This window comes from Brevundimonas sp., assembly GCF_044336875.1.
Taxonomy (GTDB): Bacteria; Pseudomonadota; Alphaproteobacteria; order Caulobacterales; family Caulobacteraceae; genus Brevundimonas.
The window spans coordinates 63,509-83,831 of sequence record NZ_JBIIOP010000001.1 but is presented as its reverse complement, the minus strand read 5'-3'; the positions used below and the strand labels follow the sequence as shown (position 1 = coordinate 83,831).

Sequence of the window (20,323 nt, the reverse complement as noted above, 5' to 3'; positions counted from 1 at the left end):
CCCTTTCAACGGCGCTGCTGGGCGCGGGACACCTGGGCCAGAAGGGCCTGCAGGCGCGAGGCCGAGGGGCCGAAGCCCGACAGCGCGGATTCGATGCGGTAGGCGACGGCGTCGGCCTTGTCCTGATCGGCCACCCCGGCGACGCCGAGGGCGAAATAGGTGGACATGGCGAACTTGGCCTCGGGGCTGCCCTGGCGGGCCGCCTCCTCGAACCATTTGAAGGCGCGGGCGTAGTCGGCGGGCAGGCCGATGCCCTCGGCGTACATGACCGCCAGGACCAGCTGGGCCTCGGACGAGCCGTTGACGGCGGCCAGCTGGATGGCGCGCACCCGTTCGACCGCCGACAGCCGGCTTTCGGTCGCATGGCCGATCATGGCCTCGAAGGCCTCGATCTGCTGCCGCGACAGCTGATCCGGGGCGGTCGCCGCCTCTGGTGTGACGCCGAGATAGCGCAGGGCGCGACCGACATGGACGAAGGGCAGTTCGCCCTGCATCCGCGACAGGGCGTATTCATAGGCGTCGCCACGCGGCCGGCTCTCGTCCGAGAAGGGCACGCCCGAGGCCGGAGCCTCCAGCGGATAGAATTCGAACGGCGGGGTCCACTGGCGGGCCTTGGCCTCGACGAAGCCCGAATACTGGGCGCGGCCGGGCGAGGAGCGTTCGAAATCCTTCATCAGCACATAGGCGCCGACGTCGCCGGTCTGGACCGCCAGATAGTTGTAGAGATAGGCGTCGACGTCGTTGCGCTGGAACAGGTTGACCGCCGCCCAATAGCCGCCGCGACGACGCTTCTGACCGATCCCATTGTTTTCGGAGGCGCGGCCGAAGGCCTCGCGCGCCTCGCGATTGTCCTCGGGCTCTCCGAACGGGCCGTAGAGGCCGTCGTGCAGCCGGGCCAGGGTGCGATAGCCGTCGGCGTCCTGGGTCGACAGGATGTAGATGACCCGGTCGCGCACCGCCTCCTGCTCCTGGCGGCTCATGCGCGACAGCTGGCGGTCCAGCACCTGATAGGCGCGGTGGCGTTCGAAGGCGCGGCAGTCGTCATACTTGGACAGGGAGCGCAGGCCGCCGCCGCCGAACAGGCCGGAGCCCTTGCGCTCCACGCCGTTGACCGGGGCGTAGCCCTGGGCGTTGGCCAGGGCCATGGCGTACCAGACCGAGCTTTCGATCGGGTCCTCGATATTCTTGTCGGTGGCGCGCGTCGCGGCGTAACGCGACCCCAACTCCAGCTGGGCGAAGACGTCGCCGCGGAAGGCGGCGCGGCGCAGATGGCGCAGGCCCGTCTCCTGGGCGTTGAACTCCGACCCCGTGACCGAGGCGGGGCGAGGGCAGGACAGGGCGGCCTCGTTCTGACCGCCGCGACGCCAGAAGGCGGGACGGCCGTCGCCACAGCTGGCCAGGACCAGTACGGCGACCAGCAGGACCACGACCGCCAGGACGCCGCCGGCCAGAGGCGCCCGGTTGCGATACAACCGGGAGGCGCCACGATCCGTGTTGTCGAACTCCCCCATCCGCATTCCCCAAAACGACAGGCCGACAACGACGGCGAGAGGGCGAACGCGGGCCGCTCAGGCCTGATCGTTCATCATGGTTAACGCTGTTTTGCGACAAAGCGGCGCCGCAGCAAGTCCCATTTTCGACCTTGAAGAACGTTGTTGTGTTAATTCCGATGGTTAGAATTTTCGCCTCTCGCGCGAAACCTCGCATCGGCGTCGTTGGCCGCCTATATCGGGCGCGAATCGAAGGAGCCGCCCATGTCATACGTCGCCCGCGACGACCGCCCCGCCGACAAGGCGGCCCGCTATGCCGAGGTCGAGGCCGAGGTCCTGGCGGTGCTGGACGGGGAGCCGAACCTGACGGCGCGGATGGCCACGACGGCCTCGATGCTGGCCGACGCCTTCGACCATTTCTTCTGGACCGGCTTCTATGTGGTGGCGCCGGACAAGGCGGATGAACTGGTGGTCGGGCCCTATCAGGGCACTTTGGGCTGTCTGCGGATCGCCTTCGGTCGGGGCGTGTGCGGAACCGCCGCCGCGACGAGACAGACCCAGTTGGTCGAGGACGTCCATGCCTTCCCCGGCCATATCGCCTGCGACAGCCGGTCGGAGAGCGAGATCGTCGTGCCGGTGCTGGACGCCGAGGGGCGTCTGATCGCCGTGTTCGACGTGGACGCCACGACCAGGTCCGCCTTCGACGCCGAGGATCAGGCCGGGCTGGAACGTCTGCTGGCGCGAGTCTTCGCTGCGGGCTGATCCGGGCCTAGTGTGGCCCAGGACTGGAGGACAACGACATGACCACGGAACGGGTGATCGCGATCACGGGCGGCCACGGGGCGCTGGGTCGGGCGGTGCTGGAGGCCGCGCTGGCGGCGGGACTGAAGGTCGCCGTCATCGACCATGCGGCGGGACACGCGGCTCCGGACGGAGTGCTGGAGGTCGGAGGGATCGACCTGACCGACGCAGGCCAGGCGGGCCAGGCCATGGCGGCCGTGGTCGGTCGGTTCGGGCGGCTGGACGCCCTGCTGAACATCGCGGGCGGCTTCGTCTGGCAGACGACCGAGGATGCGGCCCCGGCCTGGGACCGGATGCAGGCGCTGAACGTGACCACCGCCGTGAACGCCGTGCGCGCCGCCCTGCCGTCGCTGAAGGCGTCGCCCGAGGGACGGATCGTCAATGTCGGCTCGGCCGCGGCGCTGAAGCCCGGCGCCGGCATGGGCGCCTATGGGGCGGCCAAGCTGGGCGTCCACGCCCTGACCCAGGCCTTGGCGGAGGAGCTGAAGACGACCTCGGTGACGGTCAACGCCGTCCTGCCTTCGATCATCGACACCGCCGCCAACCGCAAGGACATGCCTGACGCCGATCCGGCGACCTGGGTCGCGCCTGCGGATCTGGCCGCCGTCATCCTGTTCCTGGCCGGGCCGGAGAGCCGGGCCATGACCGGGGCCCTGGTCCCGGTCACCGGACGGGTCTGATGCGGGCCGATCTGGTCCGCAGCGTCCTGTATCTGCCGGCATCGAACGCCCGGGCGATCGAGAAGGCCCGGACGCTGGGCTGCGACGTCGCCGTGCTGGACCTGGAGGACGCCGTTGCGCCCGAGGCCAAGATCGAGGCGCGCGCCGCCGCCGTCGAGGCGGTGAGGGCGGGGGGCTTCGGACCGCGGCTGGGGGTGCGGATCAACGCCCTGGACACCGAATGGGGCGAGGACGACCTGGAGGCCCTGGCCCAGGCCGGCGCGCGCCTGATCGTCGCGCCCAAGGTCGAGACTCCGGAGACGGTGCACGCCGTGACGGCCCGCCTGCCTCAGGCCGCATTGTGGGCCATGATCGAGACGCCGCGCGCCCTGATCGCCCTGAACGACATCGCGTCGGCCGGAGGCGCGCTGGACGCGCTGATGCTGGGCGTCAACGACCTGGCCAAGGCGCTGGGGACGGGGGCGTCGCCGGATCGCGAACCGTTCAAGCCCTGGCTGGCGGCCCTGGTCGTCGCCGCCCGCGCCCACGGCTTGCTGGCCATAGACGGGGTGTTCAACCGGATCGACGACGCCGGGGGCCTGGCGGCCGAGACGGCGCAGGGGCGGCTGTACGGTTTCGACGGCAAGAGCCTGATCCACCCGTCCCAGATCGCCGCCGCCAACGCCGCCTTCACGCCGTCCGAGGCCGAGGTCGCCCAGGCCCGCGCCGTCGTCGCCGCCTTCGCCACGCCCGAGGCCGAGGGGCGGGGCGCGATCCGGGTCTCGGGGGCCATGGTGGAGCGTCTGCACCTGGCCGAGGCCGAGGCCCTGCTGGCCCGACAGGCGGCTGCGACAACCTGACGGCGCATCCCATCCACAGTTCGCGCGTTTGTTAAGCATCCTGCCCGGTTGCGACATTCGCCCGGAAAGCGAATTGAAGCGGCCTGACGCTGATTGGGACGTTGATATGGACGACCATCGCCGAACGCTCCGGCGGATACTGGGCTGGGGCGGCGCGCTGATATTCTCGCTGTTCGCCTGGGCGGCCGTGTTCTGGCTGGTGGGCGCAATCGGCGCGCACGAGAGCCGGTGCGGCGCAATAGGCCCGAACGAGGCGGCGTCATCGGAATGCGTCGCTGCGGGGCGTTGGTAGGGGCTGACGCAAAAAGGACCCGCTGCGGCGTTCCCTAACGCCCCCGGACACGTTAGGAAGCCGGCCCTTCGAGGAGCCGGGTCATGACCACGCCACAACCGCTGACGATCGGCATCGACTTCGGCACGACGAACTCGGTCGTCGCCCTGGCCGACCCTGCGACCGGGGCCGAACTGGTGCGGTTCGTCGTCGAGGGCGTGGCGGTCACCACCTTCCGTTCGGCCCTGAGCTTCCAGTTCCATGCGGCGGAGGGCGACGGGCGGCCCGAACGGGTGGTCGAGGCCGGACCCTGGGCCATCGAGGCCTATGTCGACGATCCTCACGACACCCGGTTCATCCAGTCGTTCAAGACTTTCGCCGCCAGCGCCGCCTTCACCGAGACCCGCATCCACGACCGCCGCTATACGTTCGAGGACCTGCTGGCCGCCTTTCTGCTGAAACTGCGCCATCACGCGGGGGCGGCGATGTCGGACCTGCCGCCGCGGGTGATCGTGGGCCGGCCCGTGACCTTCGCCGGCAGTCGCCCGGACGAGGCCCTGGCCCTGTCGCGTTACGAGACCGCCTTCAAGCGGCTGGGGTTCGAGGACGTCCGCTACGCCTACGAGCCGGTCGGGGCGGCCTTCTATTTCGCGCGGACGCTGAAACAGGACGCGACGGTTCTGGTCGCCGACTTCGGCGGCGGCACCAGCGACTTCTCGATCATCCGGTTCGAACAGACGCCGGGCGGGCTGAAATCCACGCCTCTGGCCCGGTCCGGCGTGGGCGTGGCGGGCGACGCCTTCGACTATCGCATCATCGACAATCTGGTGTCGCCCGAACTGGGCAAGGGCAGTTTCTACAAGGCCCTGGGCAAGACCCTGCCGGTGCCCCAGCGCTATTATTCCGCCTTCGCCCGCTGGGACCAGCTGGCCCTGCTGCGGGCTTCGCGCGACATGCGCGATATTCGCAGCCTGGCCAACACCTCGCTTGAGCCCGAGAAGATCGACCGTCTGGTCGAGGTGCTGGACGACAACCACGGCCACGCCCTGTACCGCGCCGTCTCGACGCTGAAACAGGATCTTTCGCGTCAGGAAGAGGCCGAGTTCTCGTTCGTCGCCGGCGACGTGCGGATCGAGAAGCCCGTCAGGCGCGCCGAGTTCGAGGCCTGGATCGCGCCGGAACTGACCGCCATCGAGACGGCGCTGGACGAGGCGATGCGGCTGTCCGGCCTGTCGATGGACGGGATCGACCGGGTCTTCCTGACCGGCGGAACCTCGCTGACCCCGGCCGTGCGCGCCCTGTTCCACCGCCGTTTCGGCGAGGCGCGGATCGAGACGGGCGGGGAGTTCGAATCCATCGCCTCGGGCCTGGCCCTGATCGGGCTGGAGCCCGACGTGGAGCGCTGGACCGAGGCGACGGGGGGCTGAAGTCGTCGCAGCCCTGGCCGTGTTGTCAGCGGCGGACGCGGGTTTCCAGCTCGCCGATACGGCGGGTCAGATAGGACGACTCGTCCGACGACGGCGTGTAACGACCATAGGCCGCCTCAAGACGCAGCAGATCGCCCAGTTCGACCCGCACGTCGGCGGCGTCGGCGCGGCTAAGGGCGCCCGAGTGTTCAGCCGTGGTCACCGCCGTATCCAGGGCGGTCAGCCGGGCGCGGGGCGTGGCCGCCGGCGCGGGTTGGCGCTCAGACTAGGTCTTGCGAGCGTCGATCCGATGCAGTCATTATCAACAGAAATCCGATTTTCCGGCGATCCATGGCGCCGCACTCAGCGTGTTGGAATACGCCCGGATCGGCCGCCTAATTTGGGACGGGGATGCCCACAATGCCTCGGTCGTTTTGGATGCTGCGGCTACCAACAATCTCTTCCGCCTCTCTTCGCTTCGCCTCAATGAGGGCCGCGTGCTCTTCGGGCGTATAGCAGATACGCTGTTGCAGCCGGCGGCCTGTTGGCGCCCGAGTTTCGCAAATTCGGCGTGGGCGCTGCGGTTCGGCGCGCTGTAAGGCGCCGGCTGACTGAGGTGAAACTGGAGCTGAAGCTTCAACGCCTGGTGCTGCTGGGGTCTGGGCCGCCACCTGAAGCGCGAAGGCGGAGGCGATGATGGCTGGCGCAAAAAGCATGATTTTCTCCCTTGCCGACCAACATCTCATGAAGGCGATGTTGTGGCAACCTCCGAACGCGCTAGGCGCTACCTGATGATGTGTATCAGGCTGAGCCGATCTGACGCTGTCGCATGGGGGCGCTTTCGACCTTTTATCGGGCCGAGAGAACGGCGCTCCAACGAGATGGTTGCCGCCGCACGCCGACGGCGTGGGCCCGTCATTCAGAACCGCTCGGCGTCCAGTTCTTCCGTGATCCGTTCCACCAGATGGGTCAGGACACGATTGGCGGCCGCCAGATCCTCTTCCGGCACCCCGTCCAGAAGCCGTTCGCGCAGGGCCTTGGCGCGGGGCTCGTAACGGGCGATGGCGTCCTGACCTGCCGGAGTCAGCTTCACCAGCCAGGCGCGCCGGTCCCCGGGCATGCGACAGCGGGTGACCAGGCCCTTCCTGAGCAGGACGGAGACCATCCGGGCGGCGCTGGACTCCACGATGCTCATCCGGTTGGCCAGTTCGACCTGGGTCAGGCCCGACGGTCGGGCGGCGAGTTGGTACAGGGGGATCAGGGAATTCCGGTCGTTCCCGGTCGCGAGATTGAGGGCGTCCACGCAGGCGCGCCACCGCCGACTGGCCAACGCCATCTTCAACGCGAATCTGAGCCGGGAATCGCGGGTGTCCTCGGCCGCCGGAATCATGTGCTGGGTCCGGCGATGGAAACGGCAGGTCTGGTCCAGGGCATCGTCGTGATCCAATTTCCGCACCACCCCCCGTTTCACCTGGCGGCTCGCCAAGGTTGCAAGCTTGCGTGGTGCAGGGAGCATAAACGCGCCGGTAACGGTAACAGACTGAATGTTCGCGTGAAACATCCTTAAGAAACAAAGGGGGCAGGTTTCCGGGCTGCGGATTTCCGCTGCAACCCTGGGGTCTGCACGTGGCGTCGAGGGATGCTCGTCACCGACGATCCGCTTTGCGGACCGTCCTGAATTCGATGCGGAAGCCTATGATGAAGACCCAGCAGGAAGATCTCGATCCTATCGACGTCCATGTCGGCGCGCGCATTCGCGAACTGCGCGCGGAGCAAAGGATAACCCAGGCGCGACTGGCGACCAGCTTGGGCGTCACCTTCCAGCAGGTCCAGAAGTACGAACGCGGCGTGAACCGCATGGCGGCCTCGACCCTGGTCCGGGCGGCCTCGGCCCTGGGCTGCGAGATCGGCGACCTGTTCCCGCGAGAAGACGAGGCCGGTGCGGCCACGCCCGCCCAGGTGATCAAGGAGATCGAGGGCCTGTATACTCAGATGGGACCGCGCCAACGCGAAGCCCTGCTGGTCGCCGCGCGGGCGATGGTCTTCGGCAGGCCCTGAGGGCGGCGAAGGAGAGTGGTAGGCCCGGAGGGACTCGAACCCCCAACCAGACCGTTATGAGCGGTCGGCTCTAACCATTGAGCTACAGGCCCCCAAGCCAGCGAAATGCGCCGGTGCAGCGGGAGAGACGGCCTAGCAGGGGCGGGCGGCGCTTGCCAAGGGCCGCGTTGACGCCGTGACCATTTCGACGAATTCATCAAGATGAATGGAAACTGCCATCAAGGCGCGGGCGTTCGTTCAGGTGGAAAAGGCCAAGGTCGCGGCATGGATCGACACCCGTCGATCGGGGCCCGGCCGCCGGGATCATCCCACGGAGAACAAGAGACATGAGCCGTTCGATCAAGACCCTGATGATGGGCGGGGCCCTGACGGCCGCCGTCGCCCTGGCCGCCGTCGCCGCGCCCGCCTCGGCCCAGGTCGCCCAGCCGGGCGGCGTGCAGATGATGCAGCCCGCCCCGTCGCTGAACCTGTCGGCCTATGGCGAGGTCAAGGCCGCGCCGGACATGGCCACCATCACCTTCGGCGTCCAGACCGAGGCGACCACCGCCCAGCAGGCCATGCGCGACAATGCGACCCAGATGACCCAGGTCGTCGCCGCCCTGCGCCGGGCCGGGATCGCCGAACGCGATATCCAGACCTCGGGTCTGAACCTGTCGGCGCAATATGACTATGTGCAGAACGAACCGCCCAAGCTGCGCGGCTATCAGGCGGTCAACCGGGTGACGGTGGTCATCAACGACCTGACCAAGGTCGGCACGACGGCCGACGCCGTGGTCGCCGCCGGCGTCAACCAGATCGACGGCATCAGCTTCGGCCTGAAGGATCCGACGGCCGCCGAGAACCAGGCGCGCCAGCTGGCCGTCCGCGCCCTGCAGGCCAAGGCGCAGCTGTACGCCCAGTCGCTGGGGGTTCAGCTGTCGGGCATCCGCAACCTGACCGAAGGGGGCGGCTATGCGCCCCAGCCGCCGCAACCGATGTACGCCGTCCGCGCCATGGCCATGCGGGACGAAAGCACCCCGGTCTCGGCCGGCGAACTGACGGTCCGGGTCGACATCACCGGCGTCTACGACATCGGCCGCTGATCAATCGCGGAAACGAGAAAGGCCCGCCGGCGACGGCGGGCCTTTTGGCGTCCAGAACGCCCTCGCCGCAAAGGGCGAGGCGGCGCCGGCCGTCAGGCGGCTGCGCGCTTGATGTTGTTGTCGTCGTCCAGCAGGACCACGTTGGGGTTCCACTGGCGGGCTTCGGCGTCCGGCAGCTGGCCGTAGGTGACCACGATCACCTTGTCGTTCTTCTGCACCAGACGGGCGGCGGCGCCGTTGACGCCGATGACCTTGGAGCCGCGCGGGGCCTCGATGGCGTAGGTGGTGAAACGGGCGCCGTTAGTGATGTTCAGCACATCGACCTGTTCGTGCGGATAGATGCCCGCCGCGTCCAGCAGGTCCATGTCGATGGCGATCGAGCCCTCGTAGTCGAGGTCGGCCTGGGTCACCGTGGCGCGGTGCAGCTTGGACTTCATCAGGGTGACCAGCATTCGTGCGGTCTCCGGTATCGTGACGCGGGGCGATAGGCCCCCGCTCGCAGGCGGCTCATATAGTTAGTTCCGGGCGCCGCATCAATCGGGGCGCCGCGCCGCAGCAGGCCGGGTCGGCCTTGCGCCCAAGTTGCGCGACGTTCATTTGACGGTGACCGTTCGCGGCCTATGGTGAAGGCGAGCCATTTTCGGCCTTGAGAGCGCGCGCCTTCTCCCATGAAGCAATTCTTCCTGACGGTCCTGGGTGTCTTCACCGGGCTGATCCTGTTCGTCGTCGTCATTCCCGTGGTGCTGCTGACCGTGGCCATCGCCGGATCGTCAAAGCCGACGACGCCGGCGACGACGGTGCTGGAACTGGACCTGCGCGAGGGGATCACCGACCAGCCCTCGACCAATCCGTTCGCGGCCTTCGGCGGAGCCAGCCTGTCGGCGACCCAGGTGGTCGACGGCCTGGCCCAGGCAAGCGACGACAAGAGCGTCAAGGCCCTGCTGATCCGTCTGCCGGAAAGCGGCATGACTCCCGCGACGGCGGACGAGCTGCGCCAGGCGATCCGCCGCTTCCGCGCCTCGGGCAAGCCGGTGATCGCCCACAGCCAGGGCTTCGCGCCCGTGGGGGCGGTGATGTCGACCTATATGGTCGGCGCCTCGGCCTCTGAACTGTGGATGCAGAACACCGCCGGCTTCCAGGCGACCGGCTTCTCGGCCGAGAGCATGTTCCTGGGGCGGGCCTTCGAGAAGTACGGCGTGAAGGCCGATTTCGAACAGCGCTACGAGTACAAGAACGCCGTCAACGAATACACCCAGAGCGACTACACCGGCCCGCACCGCGAGGCGATGACGGCCTGGATGACCTCGATCTACGACAGCGCCCTGGCCAATGTGGCCCAGGATCGCAAGACGACCCCGGCGGCGCTGAAGACGGTGATCGAGGGCGGCCCCTATTCGGCCGCAGAGGCTCTGTCCAACAGGCTGATCGACAAGGTCGGCCAGGTCGAGGAGGCCGAGGCCGAGATCAAGCGGCGGGCCGGCAGGGGCGCCGAGATCGTCGAGTTCGGCAAATACACCTCGGACAAGGGCGAGCGGACCGGCTCGGGCAAGAACGCCATCGCCATCGTCGGCGGCGAGGGCGCCATCGTCACCGGCCGCAGCAGCGGCGGAAGCTTCGGCGGCGGGTCTTCGATCCATTCGGACGACACGGCCGAGGCCATCTATGACGCGATCGAGGACAAGGGCGTGAAGGCCATCGTCTTCCGCGTCTCGTCGCCGGGCGGTTCGCCGGAAGCCTCGGAACAGGTGCTGGCCGCCGTGCGCGCGGCGCGGGCGGCGGGCAAGCCGGTGGTGGTCTCCATGGGCGCCTATGCGGCCTCGGGCGGCTACTGGATCAGCTCGGAGGCCGACTGGATCGTGGCCCAGCCCTCGACCCTGACCGGCTCGATCGGCGTGTTCGGCGGCAAGTTCGTGCTGGCCGACGCCCTGGGGCGGTTCGGCGTCGATCTGCGCGACCTGTCCGTCGGCGGGCAATACGCCGACGCCTTCTCGCCCACGCAATCCTTCACGCCTGAGCAGCGGGCCGCCTTCGCCGGCTCGATGGACCGGATCTACGACGACTTCATCACGCGCGTGGCCACGGGCCGCAAGCTGGAGCCGGCCCGGGTGCGCGAGATCGCCAAGGGCCGCGTCTGGACCGGCGCCCAGGCCCTGCCCCTGGGCCTGGTCGATCAGCTGGGCGGCGTGACCGAGGCGGTGGCCAAGGCCAAGGAACTGGCCAAGATCCCGGCCGGCGAATCCGTGCGCTTCAAGCATTTCCCCAAGTCGAAGTCGCCGTTCGAGGCCCTGTCGGAAATGTTCGGCGTCCAGACCGAGGCGGCCAAGGCCCTGGTCATGCTGGGCGGCGTCATGGCCGATCCGCAGGCCCAGACGGTCATGCGCCGCCTTGAGGGCGAGCGGATGCGCAGCGAGGGCGCGGTGGTCCTGGCCGACCAGCCCGTGTTCTGAAAGGCGCACGCAGCCGTGACGTTTCGATCCATTGACCCGAAGGCCCGATGGACCGACATTGGCTTTTCGGCGTTCTTCGGAACGCCTGAAAGGATGACCCATGTTCCAGCCTGAACGTCTCGCCACCGTCGGTTTCACCGCCCGTCGCCGTCCCAACGGCCTCGTCGCCTCGGTGATGTGGGTGGCCAGCATGATCGCCGCCGTCGCCGCCATGGCTGTCGGCGCCATCCTGGCCGTCTTCACCGCCGCCGCCGTTGCCGTGATCGCCGTGATTGCGGGCGTGCTGGTGTTCCTGGTCGGTCTGGTGATGCGCGCGCGCCGCACCATGGCGCCGCGTCGTCGCGCCGGGGATCCCGACGTGATCGAGGCCCGCAAGGTCGACGGCGCCTGGGTCGCCTATGGCTGGGAGCAGCGCAACGGCCGCTGAGGCCGCCAGGCTCCACATCCCTCATGCTGTCCTTCATTCCGGCGCCGTCGCCGAACTTCAACGAACGCCGCGCGCCGCCGGACATGCTGGTGCTGCACTATACCGGCATGGAGAGCGGGCAGGCGGCCCTGGCCCGCCTGTGCGATCCAGAGGCCCAGGTCTCCGCCCATTATCTGGTCGAGGAAGACGGGCGGATCTTCCATCTGGTGCCCGAGGAACGGCGCGCCTGGCACGCCGGGCGGGGCGTCTGGCGCGGCGAGACCGACTGCAACGCCGCCTCCATCGGGGTGGAGATCGTCAATCCGGGCCACGAGTTCGGCTATCGCGCCTTTCCGGACGCCCAGGTCGCGGCCGTGATCGAGCTGATCGGCGACATCCGCGAGCGCTGGACCATCCCCGACAACCGCATCATCGCCCATTCCGACCTGGCGCCCGAGCGCAAGGAGGATCCCGGCGAACTGTTCCCGTGGAAACGTCTGGCCGAGGCCGGGCACGGCCTGTGGTTCGAACCGGCGGCCGAGCGGATCAAGGCCCTGGGCGGCCTGCTGCAGAAGGGCGACGAGGGGATCGGCGTGGTCGTCCTGCGCGCCGGCCTGCACCGGCTGGGCTATGGACTGAAGCCGGGCGGCGACTATGACGCCGAGACCGAGACCGCCGTCCGCGCCTTCCAGCGCCACTGGCGGCCGGGCCGGATCGACGGCGTCGCCGACGGCGAGACCCGCGCCCGCCTGGTCGGCCTGCTGCAGCTGGCCAGCGTCGAGAGCGTGACGGGCGTGCTGGACTAGAGGTCCGCGCGGTCCTGGAAGGGGCCGTAGATTCTCAGGATCGTGACACTGTGTTCGGCCTCGTTCCATTCGTAGAAGAGCCGGTATCCTTCGCAAACACGCTCTCGGACATTCGCGTTTTCACCGAACGGCCAGCGGCCCGGCGCCGTCCTCAGCCCCTGCAAGGCCTCCAGCAGGGAGGCGTAGCGGGATCGGCCGCGTGAACCGCTGCCGGGTTGGGTGAGCCATGTCCTGGCCTGATCAAGGTCGCGCCGCGCCCGTTCGGTGAGGATCAGGGCGTTGCGGCGACGCATTCATTGATCGTCGGCTGTCGCCCAGGCGATCTCGGCTTCAAGCCAGCGCTCGGCCTCTTCGCCTGAAATGACGCGGCCGGCGGCGATGTCTGCATAGGCTTCGGCCAGGAGCGCGCGCTCTTGAGCGAGGCGGCGTTCTCGCTGCTCGGGAGCTTCCTGCTTAAGCTTTGGGGCGGGTTCGGCCATGAGGCCATCATACCCCATTTCCGCCCTCTGAGCATCCGTCGGTTGACCTCGGCCCTTCGGCGGCGCATCTAGCGCGCGCCAGACGGCTGGGCGGTCGCGGCAGGGTTCGCCCCTGTCGAGGAAAGTCCGGGCTCCACGGTGAAAAGGCGGCGGATAACTTCCGCCCGGGGCGACCCGAGGGACAGCGCCACAGAAAGCAAACCTCCGGCCTCGCGAGGCCGGTAAGGGTGAAAGGGTGGGGTAAGAGCCCACCGCGTGCCTGGCAACAGGGACGGCATGGCAAGCCCCGCCTGGAGCAAGACCAAATAGGGACATCGCGCGGGTTCGCCTGCGGGGCTCACCGCCTCAGATGTCCGGGTAGGTCGCGAGAACCGCTCAGCAATGGGCGGTCCAGAGGAATGATCGTCGCCGCACCTTCGGGGGCGGAACAAAACCCGGCTTACAGGCCGTCTGGCATTATTTTTGGGCCTATCGCGCTTCGCGCTACTTGAGGCCCGGCAGGGGGCGATCGCCCTTCGCGCTGCTTGAGGCCCGGCAGGGGCCTATCGCCCTTCGCGCCACCTGAGGCCCCGCAGGGGCCTATCGCCCTTCGGCCTGCTTCAGGCCCGTGGGGTGGGCCTGCCGCGCTTTGCGTTGCTGCGGCCCGGCTTGGTGGCGGCGTCCGCGCCATTTATCGCGGCCTTGCCCCTTATCCCCGTATTCCGGTGTTCCGTTCGTGGGTCCACAGCCGGGGGCGGCGTTAACCGCCTGTACGGACGGGCAAGCTTAGACTCCTGCACAGGCTGTGAATACTTCGGTTGTTCTGTGTATGTTCCGTGCACGAAGTCGTGGTTAGGCCGCCACAGGTCAAAACATGGTTAAGTATCGTTCCCGATCCCATTGAGACCCATTTCGTCCCATGCTATCCCATTCCCATGATTTGGGGCTGAGAGGCGGGCGCGGCGGGCGTTCGTCAGGGCATCTAGGGACGGGCCGAAGGGTCCGATTGGGCAGGGCGTGTTTCTCTCGACCTACGAGAAGCAGCTGGACGGCAAGCGCCGTATCCTGATCCCCAACGATTTCCGCACGACCGAAAACGGCGCCGCCGGCGGCGTGTTCATCTTCCCCTCGATCGAGGCCGACTGTCTGGAAGCGGGCGGCGATCGCCTGTTCGCCGTCTATGCCGAGATGATCGAATCCCTGCCGTTCGGCTCGGAAGAGCGCTCGGCCCTGGAGTGGCAGGTGATGGGCGAGCAGGTGCGCCTGGCCTATGATTCCGGCGGCCGCATCACCCTGCCGGAGAACCTGTGCGCCGAGGCGGGGCTGGAGGACACGGTCGTCATCGTCGGCCTGAACGACCGGTTCCAGATCTGGTCGCGCGACAAATGGGCGGCTCGCCGCGCCGAACAGCGCGCCCTGGCCAAGGCCGGCATGGCCCAGATCGGCGCCCTGAAGCTGGCGGCCCAGATGAAGCTGGCGGGAGGCGGGTCGTGACCGAAGCCCCGCACGCTCCCGTCCTGCTGGCCGAGGTGATCGAGGCGCTGCAGCCCGGTCCCGGCGACGTGGTGATCGACGCCACCTTCGGCGCCGGCGGCTATACCCGCGCCATTCTCGCGACCGGCGCCGAGGTGATCGGCCTGGATCGCGACCCGACGGTCCAGCCGCACGCCGACGCCGTCGCCAATGATTTCGCCGGCAAGTTCCAACTGGTGCGGACGCCCTTCTCGGGTCTGGCCCAGGCCTTCGCCGACAGCGGCAAGGCGCAGCTGGACGGCGCCGTCTTCGACATCGGCGTCTCGTCGATGCAACTGGACCAGGCCGAGCGCGGCTTCTCCTTCATGCGCGACGGGCCGCTGGACATGCGGATGTCTGATGAGGGCGACACGGCCGCCGACATCGTCAACACCTGGGATCACGGGCCCCTGGCCCATATCTTCAAACTGTACGGCGAGGAGCGCCAGTCGGGCCGGGTGGCGACCGCCATCCTGCGTCGCCGCGTCGAACAGCCCTTCACCCGCACCCTGGATCTGGCCGAGACGGTCGAGAAGGCCCTGGGCGGGCGTCGCGGCGCGCCGATCCATCCGGCGACGCGGGTCTTCCAGGCCCTGCGGATCGCGGTCAATGACGAGCTGGGCGAGCTGGAGCGCGGGCTGGAGGCGGCCGAGGCGACCCTGGCGCCCGGCGGGCGTCTGGCCGTGGTCACCTTCCATTCGCTGGAGGACCGGATCGTCAAGGCCTTCCTGACCGAGCGGACGGGCAACGCCCCGGCCGGGTCGCGTCACGCCCCGATGGCGGTCGATCCGCGCAAGCCCAGCTTCACCCTGTCCTTCAAGGGCGCCCGCGAGGCGGGCGACGAGGAGCGCTCGACCAATCCCCGCGCCCGGTCGGCCAAGCTGCGCGCCGCCGTCCGCACCGAGGCGCCGGCCTGGGGCCGGATCGGCGGGAGGGTCGCCGCATGACCACCGCGCCCTTCTTCACCTATTCGCGCAACGCGGTGCAGCGCCTGTTCGACTGGAAGGTCCGCGGCGTGCGCTGGATCGAGATCATCGGCGTGGCCCTGGTCGCGGTGATGGTGGTGTCGGTCTATGCCGCCAAGGCCGCCGCCGCGCGCGAGAGCAGCCGCATCGCCCAGATCGAACAGGACATCCGCGAGAACGGCCAGCGGGTGCGCCTGCTGCGGGCCGAGGTCGCCCGCCTGGAACAGCCCGCGCGTCTGGAAAGCCTGTCGCGTCAGGTCGGACTGGCGCCGACCGACGTGAATCGCCAGGCCAGGGAAGGCCAGCTTCCCGAGCTGAAGCCCGCCCCGGCGCCCCAATCCGGCGTCGCTGCGCCCATCGCCGCTGCGCCCGTCGTCGCCGCGCCTGTCGAGGATGCGGCACCCGCGCCGGAGGCGGTGCGATGAGCGTCCAGGACCATCGCTATCACCGGCCCGCGCCGGGCGTCGATCTTCAGGGCCGACTGTCGCCCTTCTGGCGCTGGCTGTCGGAAACCGTCTGGCGGCTGGAGCACGGCTTCGAACGGGCGCGCGCCGATGCCCGGCCGGAAGAGGACACGCGGGTCCGCATCTTCCTGATCCTGATCGTCTTCTCGTGCGTGTTCGGCGGCCTGGCCATCGGCGCCTCCTACAAGGCCCTGTTCGCCCACGCGGGCGGCCGCTGGGCCGGCGCCAATCCGAACGCCCTGGTGCGCGGCGACCTGACCGATCGTAACGGCGAACTGCTGGCGACCAATATCGTCCACTACGGCCTCTATATCGATCCGGCCGAGATCTGGGACGACGATCTGGCCTTCCGGCAACTGCGCCGCGCCCTGCCGCGCCTGTCGGCGACGCGCCTGCGCAAGGTGTTGTCGGGCGAGCGTCGTCTGATCGTGCTGAACGGCCTGACGCCGCAGGAAAAGGCCGCCGTCCACGACCTGGCCCTGGGCGGCGTCACCTTCGAGCCGGAAGACCGCCGCGCCTATCCGCTGGGAACCTCGGCCGTCCATCTGATCGGCGACGCCGACACGGGCGGGCAGGGGGTTTCGGGCGCCGAGCTGGCCTTCAACGACGAGATCCGCGCCGCCGGTCAGCGCGGCGAGGGCTTCCCCCTGTCGATCGACCTGCGCATCCAGGGCGTGGTCGAGAACGAACTGGCCGCCGCCGCCATCAAGGCCCAGGCCAAGGGCGCCGTCGCCATCGTCACCGACGTCCAGACCGGCGAGATCCTGGGCATGGCCAGCTGGCCGAACTTCAGCCAGTCGAACCGCGGCGCCGCGCCGGACGGGGCGACGCTGAACCGCGCCGTCTCGGGCCACTATGAAATGGGCTCGGTGTTCAAGACCTTCACCGTCGCCGCCGGTCTCGACACCGGCCGGGCCGACATGAACACCCTGTTCGACGCCTCCCAGGCCTTCCAGATCGGCGACCGCAAGATCAAGGACTTCCACGCCCAGAACCGGGTGATGACGCTGGAGGAGGTCTATCTCCACTCGTCCAACATCGGCACCTCGCAACTGGCGGTGCAGATGGGGCCCGACACCATGCGCGACTATTTCCGCCGCATGGGCCTGCTGGACGCCTCGACGGTGGAGCTGAAGGAATCGGCCCGCCCCGTCGTGCCGCGCCGCTGGGACAACTCGACCCTGGCGTCCCTGTCCTTCGGCTACGGCATCATGGTGACCCCGGCCCAGGTGATCCAGGCCATGGGCGCCCTGACCAACGGCGGCCGGATGGTGCCCCTGTCCCTGCGTCGCGGCGGCGCGCGCGGGGCCAAGCCGCAGCAGATCGTCACCGAAGAGACCTCGCGCACCCTGCTGGACCTGATGCGCCGCAATGTGGTCAAGGGCTCGGGCGGTTTCGCCGATGCGCCGGGCCTGCGGGTCGGGGGCAAGACCGGTTCGGCCAACAAGCTGGTCAACGGCCGCTACGACCCCAGCCATGCGGTCGGCTCCTTCGCCGCCGTCTTCCCGGTCGACGGGCCGCTGGACGCCAAACGCTACGCCATCCTGATCGTGATGGACGAGCCGGGCGCCTATCCCAAGACGGGCGCCTATGTGGCCGCGCCCGCCGTGAAGAACATCGCTGACCGCATCGCCGGCTTCCTGGGCGTCGAGCGCCGCGACGATCGCTGGCGCACGGCCTCGGGCGAGAAGATCCCGCAATACCAGGACGTGGCGGGGGACGGCCTGTGAGCGCGCTCCACCTGTCCGAACTGCTGCGTCGCGACGTCGCCAGCGACCCCATCATCACCGGCGTCACCTCCGACAGCCGCAAGGTCGCCCCGGGCGTCCTGTTCGTCGCCCTGCCGGGCACGGCCGCCGACGGCCGCGCCTTCATCCCCCAGGCCCTGGCCCAGGGCGCCGCCGCCGTGCTGGCGCCGACGGACACGCCGGACAGCGCCGCGCCGGTCCTGGTCACCTCGGGCGACGTGCGCCGGGCCTACGCCATCGCCGCGCGCGGCTTCTACGGGGCCCAGCCCAAGACCTGCGTCGCGGTGACGGGCACCAACGGCAAGACCTCGGTCGCCACCTTCTGCCGCCAGATCTGGGCCGGCCTGGGCCACAAGTCGGCCAGCATGGGCACGCTCGGCGTCGTCGGCCAGAAGGGCGAGCGCACATACGCCCTGACCGGCCCCGGCCTGACCAGCCCCGACGCCGCCGAGGCTGCGCGCCTGATGGCCGAACTGGCCAAGAAGGAAGTCACCCACGTCGCGCTGGAGGCCTCGTCGCACGGCATTGACCAGCGGCGTCTGGACGGGGTGGCGCTGAAGGCGGCCGCCTTCACCAACCTGACCCAGGACCACCTCGATTATCACGGCACGATGGAGGACTATCGCGCCGCCAAGCTGCGCCTGTTCGAGACCCTGCTGCCGCGCGGCCGGACGGCGGTGCTGAACGCCGATTCCGACGCCTATTCCGCCTTCGCCTCGGCCTCGATCATGGCGGGTCTGGGCGTGTTCGGCGTGGGCGAGCGCGGCCGCGACCTGACCCTGATCGGCCGCCAGGCCACGCCGGAAGGCCAGCGCCTGACCCTGGACGTGCGCGGCGAGGTGCGCGAGATTCTGCTGCCGCTGGCCGGCGCCTTCCAGGCCTCGAACGCCCTGGTGGCGGCGGGCCTGTGCATCGCCGCCGGCGAAAAGCCTGACGCCGTCATCGGCGCCCTGGAAGGTCTGGCGGGCGCGCAGGGGCGTATGCAACGGATCGGCGCCACGCAGTCAGGTTCTGGGGGCGAGGTCTATGTCGACTACGCCCACACCCCGGACGGGCTGGAGACGGTGCTGAACGCCCTGCGTCCCCATGCGACGGGTCGTCTGATCGTGGTCTTCGGCGCCGGCGGCGACCGGGATCGCGGCAAGCGCCCGCTGATGGGCCAGATCGCCGGTCGTCTGGCCGATGTGGCCATCGTCACCGACGACAATCCCCGCTCGGAAGACCCGGCCGCCATCCGCGCCGAGGTCAGGGCCGGCTGCCCGGAGGCGCTGGAGATCGGCGACCGCCGCGCCGCCATCGAGGCGGCCGTGGAAATGATGCGCGACGGGGATGTGGTGGTCATCGCCGGAAAAGGGCATGAACAGGGGCAGATCGTCGCCGGGGTGACTCATCCCTTCGACGACGCCACCGTCGCGTCCGAGGCCCTGTCGCTGAATGCCTGATACATCCGCCCGCCCGCTCTGGACGGCCGCCGAAGTCGCCGCCGCCACGGGCGGCGCGCTGCACGGCGACGACCGCCCGATCACCGGCCTGACCTACAACAGCCGCGAGATCGTCGCCGGCGACCTGTTCCTGGCCCTGAAGGGCGCCCGGGACGGGCATGAGTTCGCAGCCAGCGCCTTCGCCGCCGGGGCCGCCGCCGCCCTGGTCGAGCACGCGGTCGAGGGCGGACCCTATGTCGTGGTCGAGGACACGCTGCACGGTCTGGAGCGGCTCGGCGTCGCCGCACGCGAGCGGGCGCCCCATGTGAAGCGGGGCGCCGTCACCGGCAGCGTCGGCAAGACCAGCGTGACCCAGGCGATCAAGGCCGGCCTCGACCTGGCCGGTCCGGCCCACGCCTCGATCAAGAGCTACAACAATCATATCGGCGTGCCCCTGACCCTGGCGCGGATGCCGGTGGAGACTGAACGCGCCGTCTTCGAGATCGGCATGAACGCCCCGGGCGAGATCGCCCCCCTGTCCAAGTTCGTCGCCCCCCACGCCGCCTGCGTCACTACGGTCGGCCCGGTCCATATCGAGGCCTTCGCCGACGGCGAAGCCGGGGTCGCGCGCGAGAAGGCCTCGATCTTCCACGGTCTGGTTCCCGGCGGGACGGCTGTGGCCAATGGCGATGTCGCCTTCTCCGGCGTCCTGTGCGACGCGGCCAAGGCGGTCGGGGCGCGGCTGGTCACCTTCGGGACCGATGCGGGCCACGACGCCCGCCTCAAGGACTTCCGCCCCGACGCCGAGGGCGCGACCGTCGTCGCCGAACTGTTCGGCAAGCCGCTGGAGTATCGCCTGGCCCAGTCCGGCGCCCACTGGGGGCTGAACAGCCTGTGCGTCCTGCTGATGCTCGACGCCCTGGACGTGACGCTGGACACCGGTTTGCAGGCCCTGGCCGGCTTCCAGCCCCTGGCGGGACGGGGCCAGACCCGCACCGTCACCGTGCCGGGCGGCGCCTTCACCCTGATCGACGAGAGCTACAACGCCAATCCGCTGTCGATGTCGGCCGGGTTCAAGAGCCTGGGCGCCCGCCCGACCTCGGGCCGCCGCATCGTGGTCCTGTCCGACATGCTGGAACTGGGCGACCAGAGCCGCGCCCTGCACGAGGGCCTGGCCCTGCCGATCGAGGCCGCCAACCTGGACCTAGTTCACGCCGCCGGACCCGAGATGCGCTGGCTCTACGACGCCCTGCCGGTCTCGCGACGCGGCCTGTGGCGCGAGACGGCGGCCGAACTCGCCGCCGAGGTGTCTCTTCTGGCCGCGCCCGGCGATATCGTCATGGTCAAGGGATCGAACGGATCCAAGGCGTCGCTGGTGGCCAAGGCCCTCGCGGACCTGAACAGCGCCGAAGAGGGCGCCTCACCCTCAAGCAGCGGCGCGCCGCGCGCGACGCGGTAGGGAACAAAGA

The 20,323-nt window shown here is 69.2% G+C and carries 22 protein-coding genes, 1 tRNA gene and 1 other RNA gene; 16 read left to right on the top strand and 8 right to left on the bottom strand.

Translation table 11 applies throughout. The features are described 5' to 3' along the window. Positions 1–5: 5 nt before the first annotated feature. A complete protein-coding gene (locus tag ACIQ1T_RS00450; protein WP_395942520.1) occupies positions 6–1,511 on the bottom strand; it encodes a tetratricopeptide repeat protein in 1,506 nt (501 codons plus the stop codon). Positions 1,512–1,754: 243 nt separating this feature from the next. Between ACIQ1T_RS00450 and ACIQ1T_RS00445 the strand changes: the two genes are divergently transcribed. The 4 genes from ACIQ1T_RS00445 to ACIQ1T_RS00430 all read left to right on the top strand — a co-directional run bounded on the left by ACIQ1T_RS00445 (position 1,755) and on the right by ACIQ1T_RS00430 (position 5,508). Then, entirely contained in the window at positions 1,755–2,252 is a 498-nt protein-coding gene (locus ACIQ1T_RS00445) for a GAF domain-containing protein (protein ID WP_395942519.1), read from the top strand. Between the two features lie 38 nt (positions 2,253–2,290). Further along, the gene (locus ACIQ1T_RS00440; RefSeq protein ID WP_395942518.1) at positions 2,291–2,971 is read left to right on the top strand and encodes an SDR family NAD(P)-dependent oxidoreductase; all 681 of its coding nucleotides are present in this window, start codon (positions 2,291–2,293) and stop codon (positions 2,969–2,971) included. Beyond that, a complete protein-coding gene (locus tag ACIQ1T_RS00435) occupies positions 2,971–3,810 on the top strand; it encodes an HpcH/HpaI aldolase/citrate lyase family protein (protein ID WP_395942517.1) in 840 nt (279 codons plus the stop codon). Before ACIQ1T_RS00440 ends, ACIQ1T_RS00435 begins: the two co-directional genes overlap by 1 nt. A gap of 375 nt (positions 3,811–4,185) precedes the next feature. Beyond that, on the top strand, positions 4,186–5,508 hold the full coding sequence (locus ACIQ1T_RS00430) for an Hsp70 family protein (protein ID WP_395942516.1): 1,323 nt from the start codon (positions 4,186–4,188) through the stop codon (positions 5,506–5,508). A gap of 25 nt (positions 5,509–5,533) precedes the next feature. On the opposite strand, the gene ACIQ1T_RS00425 is transcribed toward ACIQ1T_RS00430, so the two are convergent. Then, complete coding sequence (locus tag ACIQ1T_RS00425; RefSeq protein ID WP_395942515.1) at positions 5,534–5,710, bottom strand: hypothetical protein; 177 nt, start codon at positions 5,708–5,710, stop codon at positions 5,534–5,536. Between the two features lie 696 nt (positions 5,711–6,406). Continuing rightward, on the bottom strand, positions 6,407–6,934 hold the full coding sequence (locus tag ACIQ1T_RS00420) for a MarR family winged helix-turn-helix transcriptional regulator (protein ID WP_395942514.1): 528 nt from the start codon (positions 6,932–6,934) through the stop codon (positions 6,407–6,409). Between the two features lie 248 nt (positions 6,935–7,182). Between ACIQ1T_RS00420 and ACIQ1T_RS00415 the strand changes: the two genes are divergently transcribed. Continuing rightward, positions 7,183–7,545, top strand: a complete 363-nt coding sequence (locus ACIQ1T_RS00415) for a helix-turn-helix domain-containing protein (protein ID WP_395942513.1) — start codon at positions 7,183–7,185, stop codon at positions 7,543–7,545. A 16-nt stretch (positions 7,546–7,561) separates the two neighbouring features. On the opposite strand, the gene ACIQ1T_RS00410 is transcribed toward ACIQ1T_RS00415, so the two are convergent. Continuing rightward, positions 7,562–7,637: transfer RNA gene (locus ACIQ1T_RS00410), tRNA-Ile, on the bottom strand. A gap of 234 nt (positions 7,638–7,871) precedes the next feature. On the opposite strand from ACIQ1T_RS00410, the gene ACIQ1T_RS00405 reads away from it, so the two are divergent. Next, positions 7,872–8,627: an SIMPL domain-containing protein gene (locus ACIQ1T_RS00405; protein ID WP_395942512.1), complete on the top strand. Its 756-nt coding sequence runs from the start codon at positions 7,872–7,874 to the stop codon at positions 8,625–8,627. 92 nt (positions 8,628–8,719) lie between these two features. Here ACIQ1T_RS00405 and panD read toward each other — a convergent pair whose 3' ends face one another. Beyond that, on the bottom strand, positions 8,720–9,079 hold the full coding sequence (gene panD, locus ACIQ1T_RS00400; RefSeq protein ID WP_395942511.1) for an aspartate 1-decarboxylase: 360 nt from the start codon (positions 9,077–9,079) through the stop codon (positions 8,720–8,722). A gap of 216 nt (positions 9,080–9,295) precedes the next feature. On the opposite strand from panD, the gene sppA reads away from it, so the two are divergent. The 3 genes from sppA (at position 9,296) to ACIQ1T_RS00385 (ending at position 12,286) form a co-directional block, all read left to right on the top strand. Beyond that, the gene (gene sppA / locus ACIQ1T_RS00395; RefSeq protein ID WP_395942510.1) at positions 9,296–11,074 is read left to right on the top strand and encodes a signal peptide peptidase SppA; all 1,779 of its coding nucleotides are present in this window, start codon (positions 9,296–9,298) and stop codon (positions 11,072–11,074) included. A gap of 100 nt (positions 11,075–11,174) precedes the next feature. Next, positions 11,175–11,501 carry a hypothetical protein gene (locus tag ACIQ1T_RS00390; RefSeq protein ID WP_395942509.1) on the top strand — a complete coding sequence of 109 codons (327 nt, stop codon included), beginning with the start codon at positions 11,175–11,177 and terminating at the stop codon, positions 11,499–11,501. Between the two features lie 23 nt (positions 11,502–11,524). Beyond that, on the top strand, positions 11,525–12,286 hold the full coding sequence (locus ACIQ1T_RS00385; protein WP_395942508.1) for an N-acetylmuramoyl-L-alanine amidase: 762 nt from the start codon (positions 11,525–11,527) through the stop codon (positions 12,284–12,286). Here the strand turns inward: ACIQ1T_RS00385 and ACIQ1T_RS00380 are convergent. After that, complete coding sequence (locus ACIQ1T_RS00380) at positions 12,283–12,579, bottom strand: type II toxin-antitoxin system RelE/ParE family toxin (RefSeq protein ID WP_395942507.1); 297 nt, start codon at positions 12,577–12,579, stop codon at positions 12,283–12,285. The two genes, ACIQ1T_RS00385 and ACIQ1T_RS00380, sit on opposite strands and share 4 nt — an antisense overlap. Next, positions 12,580–12,765: a hypothetical protein gene (locus ACIQ1T_RS00375; RefSeq protein WP_395942506.1), complete on the bottom strand. Its 186-nt coding sequence runs from the start codon at positions 12,763–12,765 to the stop codon at positions 12,580–12,582. A 78-nt stretch (positions 12,766–12,843) separates the two neighbouring features. On the opposite strand from ACIQ1T_RS00375, the gene rnpB reads away from it, so the two are divergent. After that, an RNA gene (rnpB, locus tag ACIQ1T_RS00370) (RNase P RNA component class A) lies at positions 12,844–13,223 on the top strand. Positions 13,224–13,922: 699 nt separating this feature from the next. Here the strand turns inward: rnpB and ACIQ1T_RS00365 are convergent. Next, positions 13,923–13,991 carry a hypothetical protein gene (locus ACIQ1T_RS00365; RefSeq protein ID WP_353781517.1) on the bottom strand — a complete coding sequence of 23 codons (69 nt, stop codon included), beginning with the start codon at positions 13,989–13,991 and terminating at the stop codon, positions 13,923–13,925. Between ACIQ1T_RS00365 and ACIQ1T_RS00360 the strand changes: the two genes are divergently transcribed. Genes ACIQ1T_RS00360 through murF form a run of 6 tightly spaced genes read left to right on the top strand, consistent with a single transcriptional unit; the run spans position 13,990 to position 20,313 of the window. Then, a complete protein-coding gene (locus ACIQ1T_RS00360) occupies positions 13,990–14,238 on the top strand; it encodes a division/cell wall cluster transcriptional repressor MraZ (protein ID WP_395943096.1) in 249 nt (82 codons plus the stop codon). The two genes, ACIQ1T_RS00365 and ACIQ1T_RS00360, sit on opposite strands and share 2 nt — an antisense overlap. Then, positions 14,235–15,203, top strand: a complete 969-nt coding sequence (rsmH, locus tag ACIQ1T_RS00355; protein WP_395942505.1) for a 16S rRNA (cytosine(1402)-N(4))-methyltransferase RsmH — start codon at positions 14,235–14,237, stop codon at positions 15,201–15,203. The genes ACIQ1T_RS00360 and rsmH overlap by 4 nt, the downstream gene beginning before the upstream one ends. Then, positions 15,200–15,646: a cell division protein gene (locus ACIQ1T_RS00350; RefSeq protein ID WP_395942504.1), complete on the top strand. Its 447-nt coding sequence runs from the start codon at positions 15,200–15,202 to the stop codon at positions 15,644–15,646. Before rsmH ends, ACIQ1T_RS00350 begins: the two co-directional genes overlap by 4 nt. Continuing rightward, entirely contained in the window at positions 15,643–17,415 is a 1,773-nt protein-coding gene (locus tag ACIQ1T_RS00345) for a peptidoglycan D,D-transpeptidase FtsI family protein (RefSeq protein ID WP_395942503.1), read from the top strand. The genes ACIQ1T_RS00350 and ACIQ1T_RS00345 overlap by 4 nt, the downstream gene beginning before the upstream one ends. After that, positions 17,412–18,875 (top strand): UDP-N-acetylmuramoyl-L-alanyl-D-glutamate--2,6-diaminopimelate ligase, encoded by a 1,464-nt coding sequence (locus ACIQ1T_RS00340; protein WP_395942502.1) that lies wholly within the window; start codon positions 17,412–17,414, stop codon positions 18,873–18,875. The genes ACIQ1T_RS00345 and ACIQ1T_RS00340 overlap by 4 nt, the downstream gene beginning before the upstream one ends. Continuing rightward, the gene (gene murF, locus ACIQ1T_RS00335) at positions 18,868–20,313 is read left to right on the top strand and encodes a UDP-N-acetylmuramoyl-tripeptide--D-alanyl-D-alanine ligase (RefSeq protein ID WP_395942501.1); all 1,446 of its coding nucleotides are present in this window, start codon (positions 18,868–18,870) and stop codon (positions 20,311–20,313) included. Before ACIQ1T_RS00340 ends, murF begins: the two co-directional genes overlap by 8 nt. Positions 20,314–20,323 lie beyond the last annotated feature (10 nt).

What these genes read in the sequence shown, in the direction of transcription:
- ACIQ1T_RS00375 (WP_395942506.1), bottom strand. Translation starts at nt 12,765, where the DNA reads ATGGCCGAACCCGCCCCAAAGCTTAAGCAGGAAGCTCCCGAGCAGCGA.
- ACIQ1T_RS00415 (WP_395942513.1), top strand. Translation starts at nt 7,183, where the DNA reads ATGATGAAGACCCAGCAGGAAGATCTCGATCCTATCGACGTCCATGTC.
- ACIQ1T_RS00345 (WP_395942503.1), top strand. Translation starts at nt 15,643, where the DNA reads ATGAGCGTCCAGGACCATCGCTATCACCGGCCCGCGCCGGGCGTCGAT.
- murF (WP_395942501.1), top strand. Translation starts at nt 18,868, where the DNA reads ATGCCTGATACATCCGCCCGCCCGCTCTGGACGGCCGCCGAAGTCGCC.
- ACIQ1T_RS00380 (WP_395942507.1), bottom strand. Translation starts at nt 12,579, where the DNA reads ATGCGTCGCCGCAACGCCCTGATCCTCACCGAACGGGCGCGGCGCGAC.
- panD (WP_395942511.1), bottom strand. Translation starts at nt 9,079, where the DNA reads ATGCTGGTCACCCTGATGAAGTCCAAGCTGCACCGCGCCACGGTGACC.
- ACIQ1T_RS00405 (WP_395942512.1), top strand. Translation starts at nt 7,872, where the DNA reads ATGAGCCGTTCGATCAAGACCCTGATGATGGGCGGGGCCCTGACGGCC.
- ACIQ1T_RS00435 (WP_395942517.1), top strand. Translation starts at nt 2,971, where the DNA reads ATGCGGGCCGATCTGGTCCGCAGCGTCCTGTATCTGCCGGCATCGAAC.
- ACIQ1T_RS00385 (WP_395942508.1), top strand. Translation starts at nt 11,525, where the DNA reads ATGCTGTCCTTCATTCCGGCGCCGTCGCCGAACTTCAACGAACGCCGC.
- ACIQ1T_RS00450 (WP_395942520.1), bottom strand. Translation starts at nt 1,511, where the DNA reads ATGGGGGAGTTCGACAACACGGATCGTGGCGCCTCCCGGTTGTATCGC.
- ACIQ1T_RS00360 (WP_395943096.1), top strand. Translation starts at nt 13,990, where the DNA reads ATGGGCGAGCAGGTGCGCCTGGCCTATGATTCCGGCGGCCGCATCACC.
- ACIQ1T_RS00445 (WP_395942519.1), top strand. Translation starts at nt 1,755, where the DNA reads ATGTCATACGTCGCCCGCGACGACCGCCCCGCCGACAAGGCGGCCCGC.
- ACIQ1T_RS00430 (WP_395942516.1), top strand. Translation starts at nt 4,186, where the DNA reads ATGACCACGCCACAACCGCTGACGATCGGCATCGACTTCGGCACGACG.
- sppA (WP_395942510.1), top strand. Translation starts at nt 9,296, where the DNA reads ATGAAGCAATTCTTCCTGACGGTCCTGGGTGTCTTCACCGGGCTGATC.
- ACIQ1T_RS00390 (WP_395942509.1), top strand. Translation starts at nt 11,175, where the DNA reads ATGTTCCAGCCTGAACGTCTCGCCACCGTCGGTTTCACCGCCCGTCGC.
- ACIQ1T_RS00350 (WP_395942504.1), top strand. Translation starts at nt 15,200, where the DNA reads ATGACCACCGCGCCCTTCTTCACCTATTCGCGCAACGCGGTGCAGCGC.
- ACIQ1T_RS00440 (WP_395942518.1), top strand. Translation starts at nt 2,291, where the DNA reads ATGACCACGGAACGGGTGATCGCGATCACGGGCGGCCACGGGGCGCTG.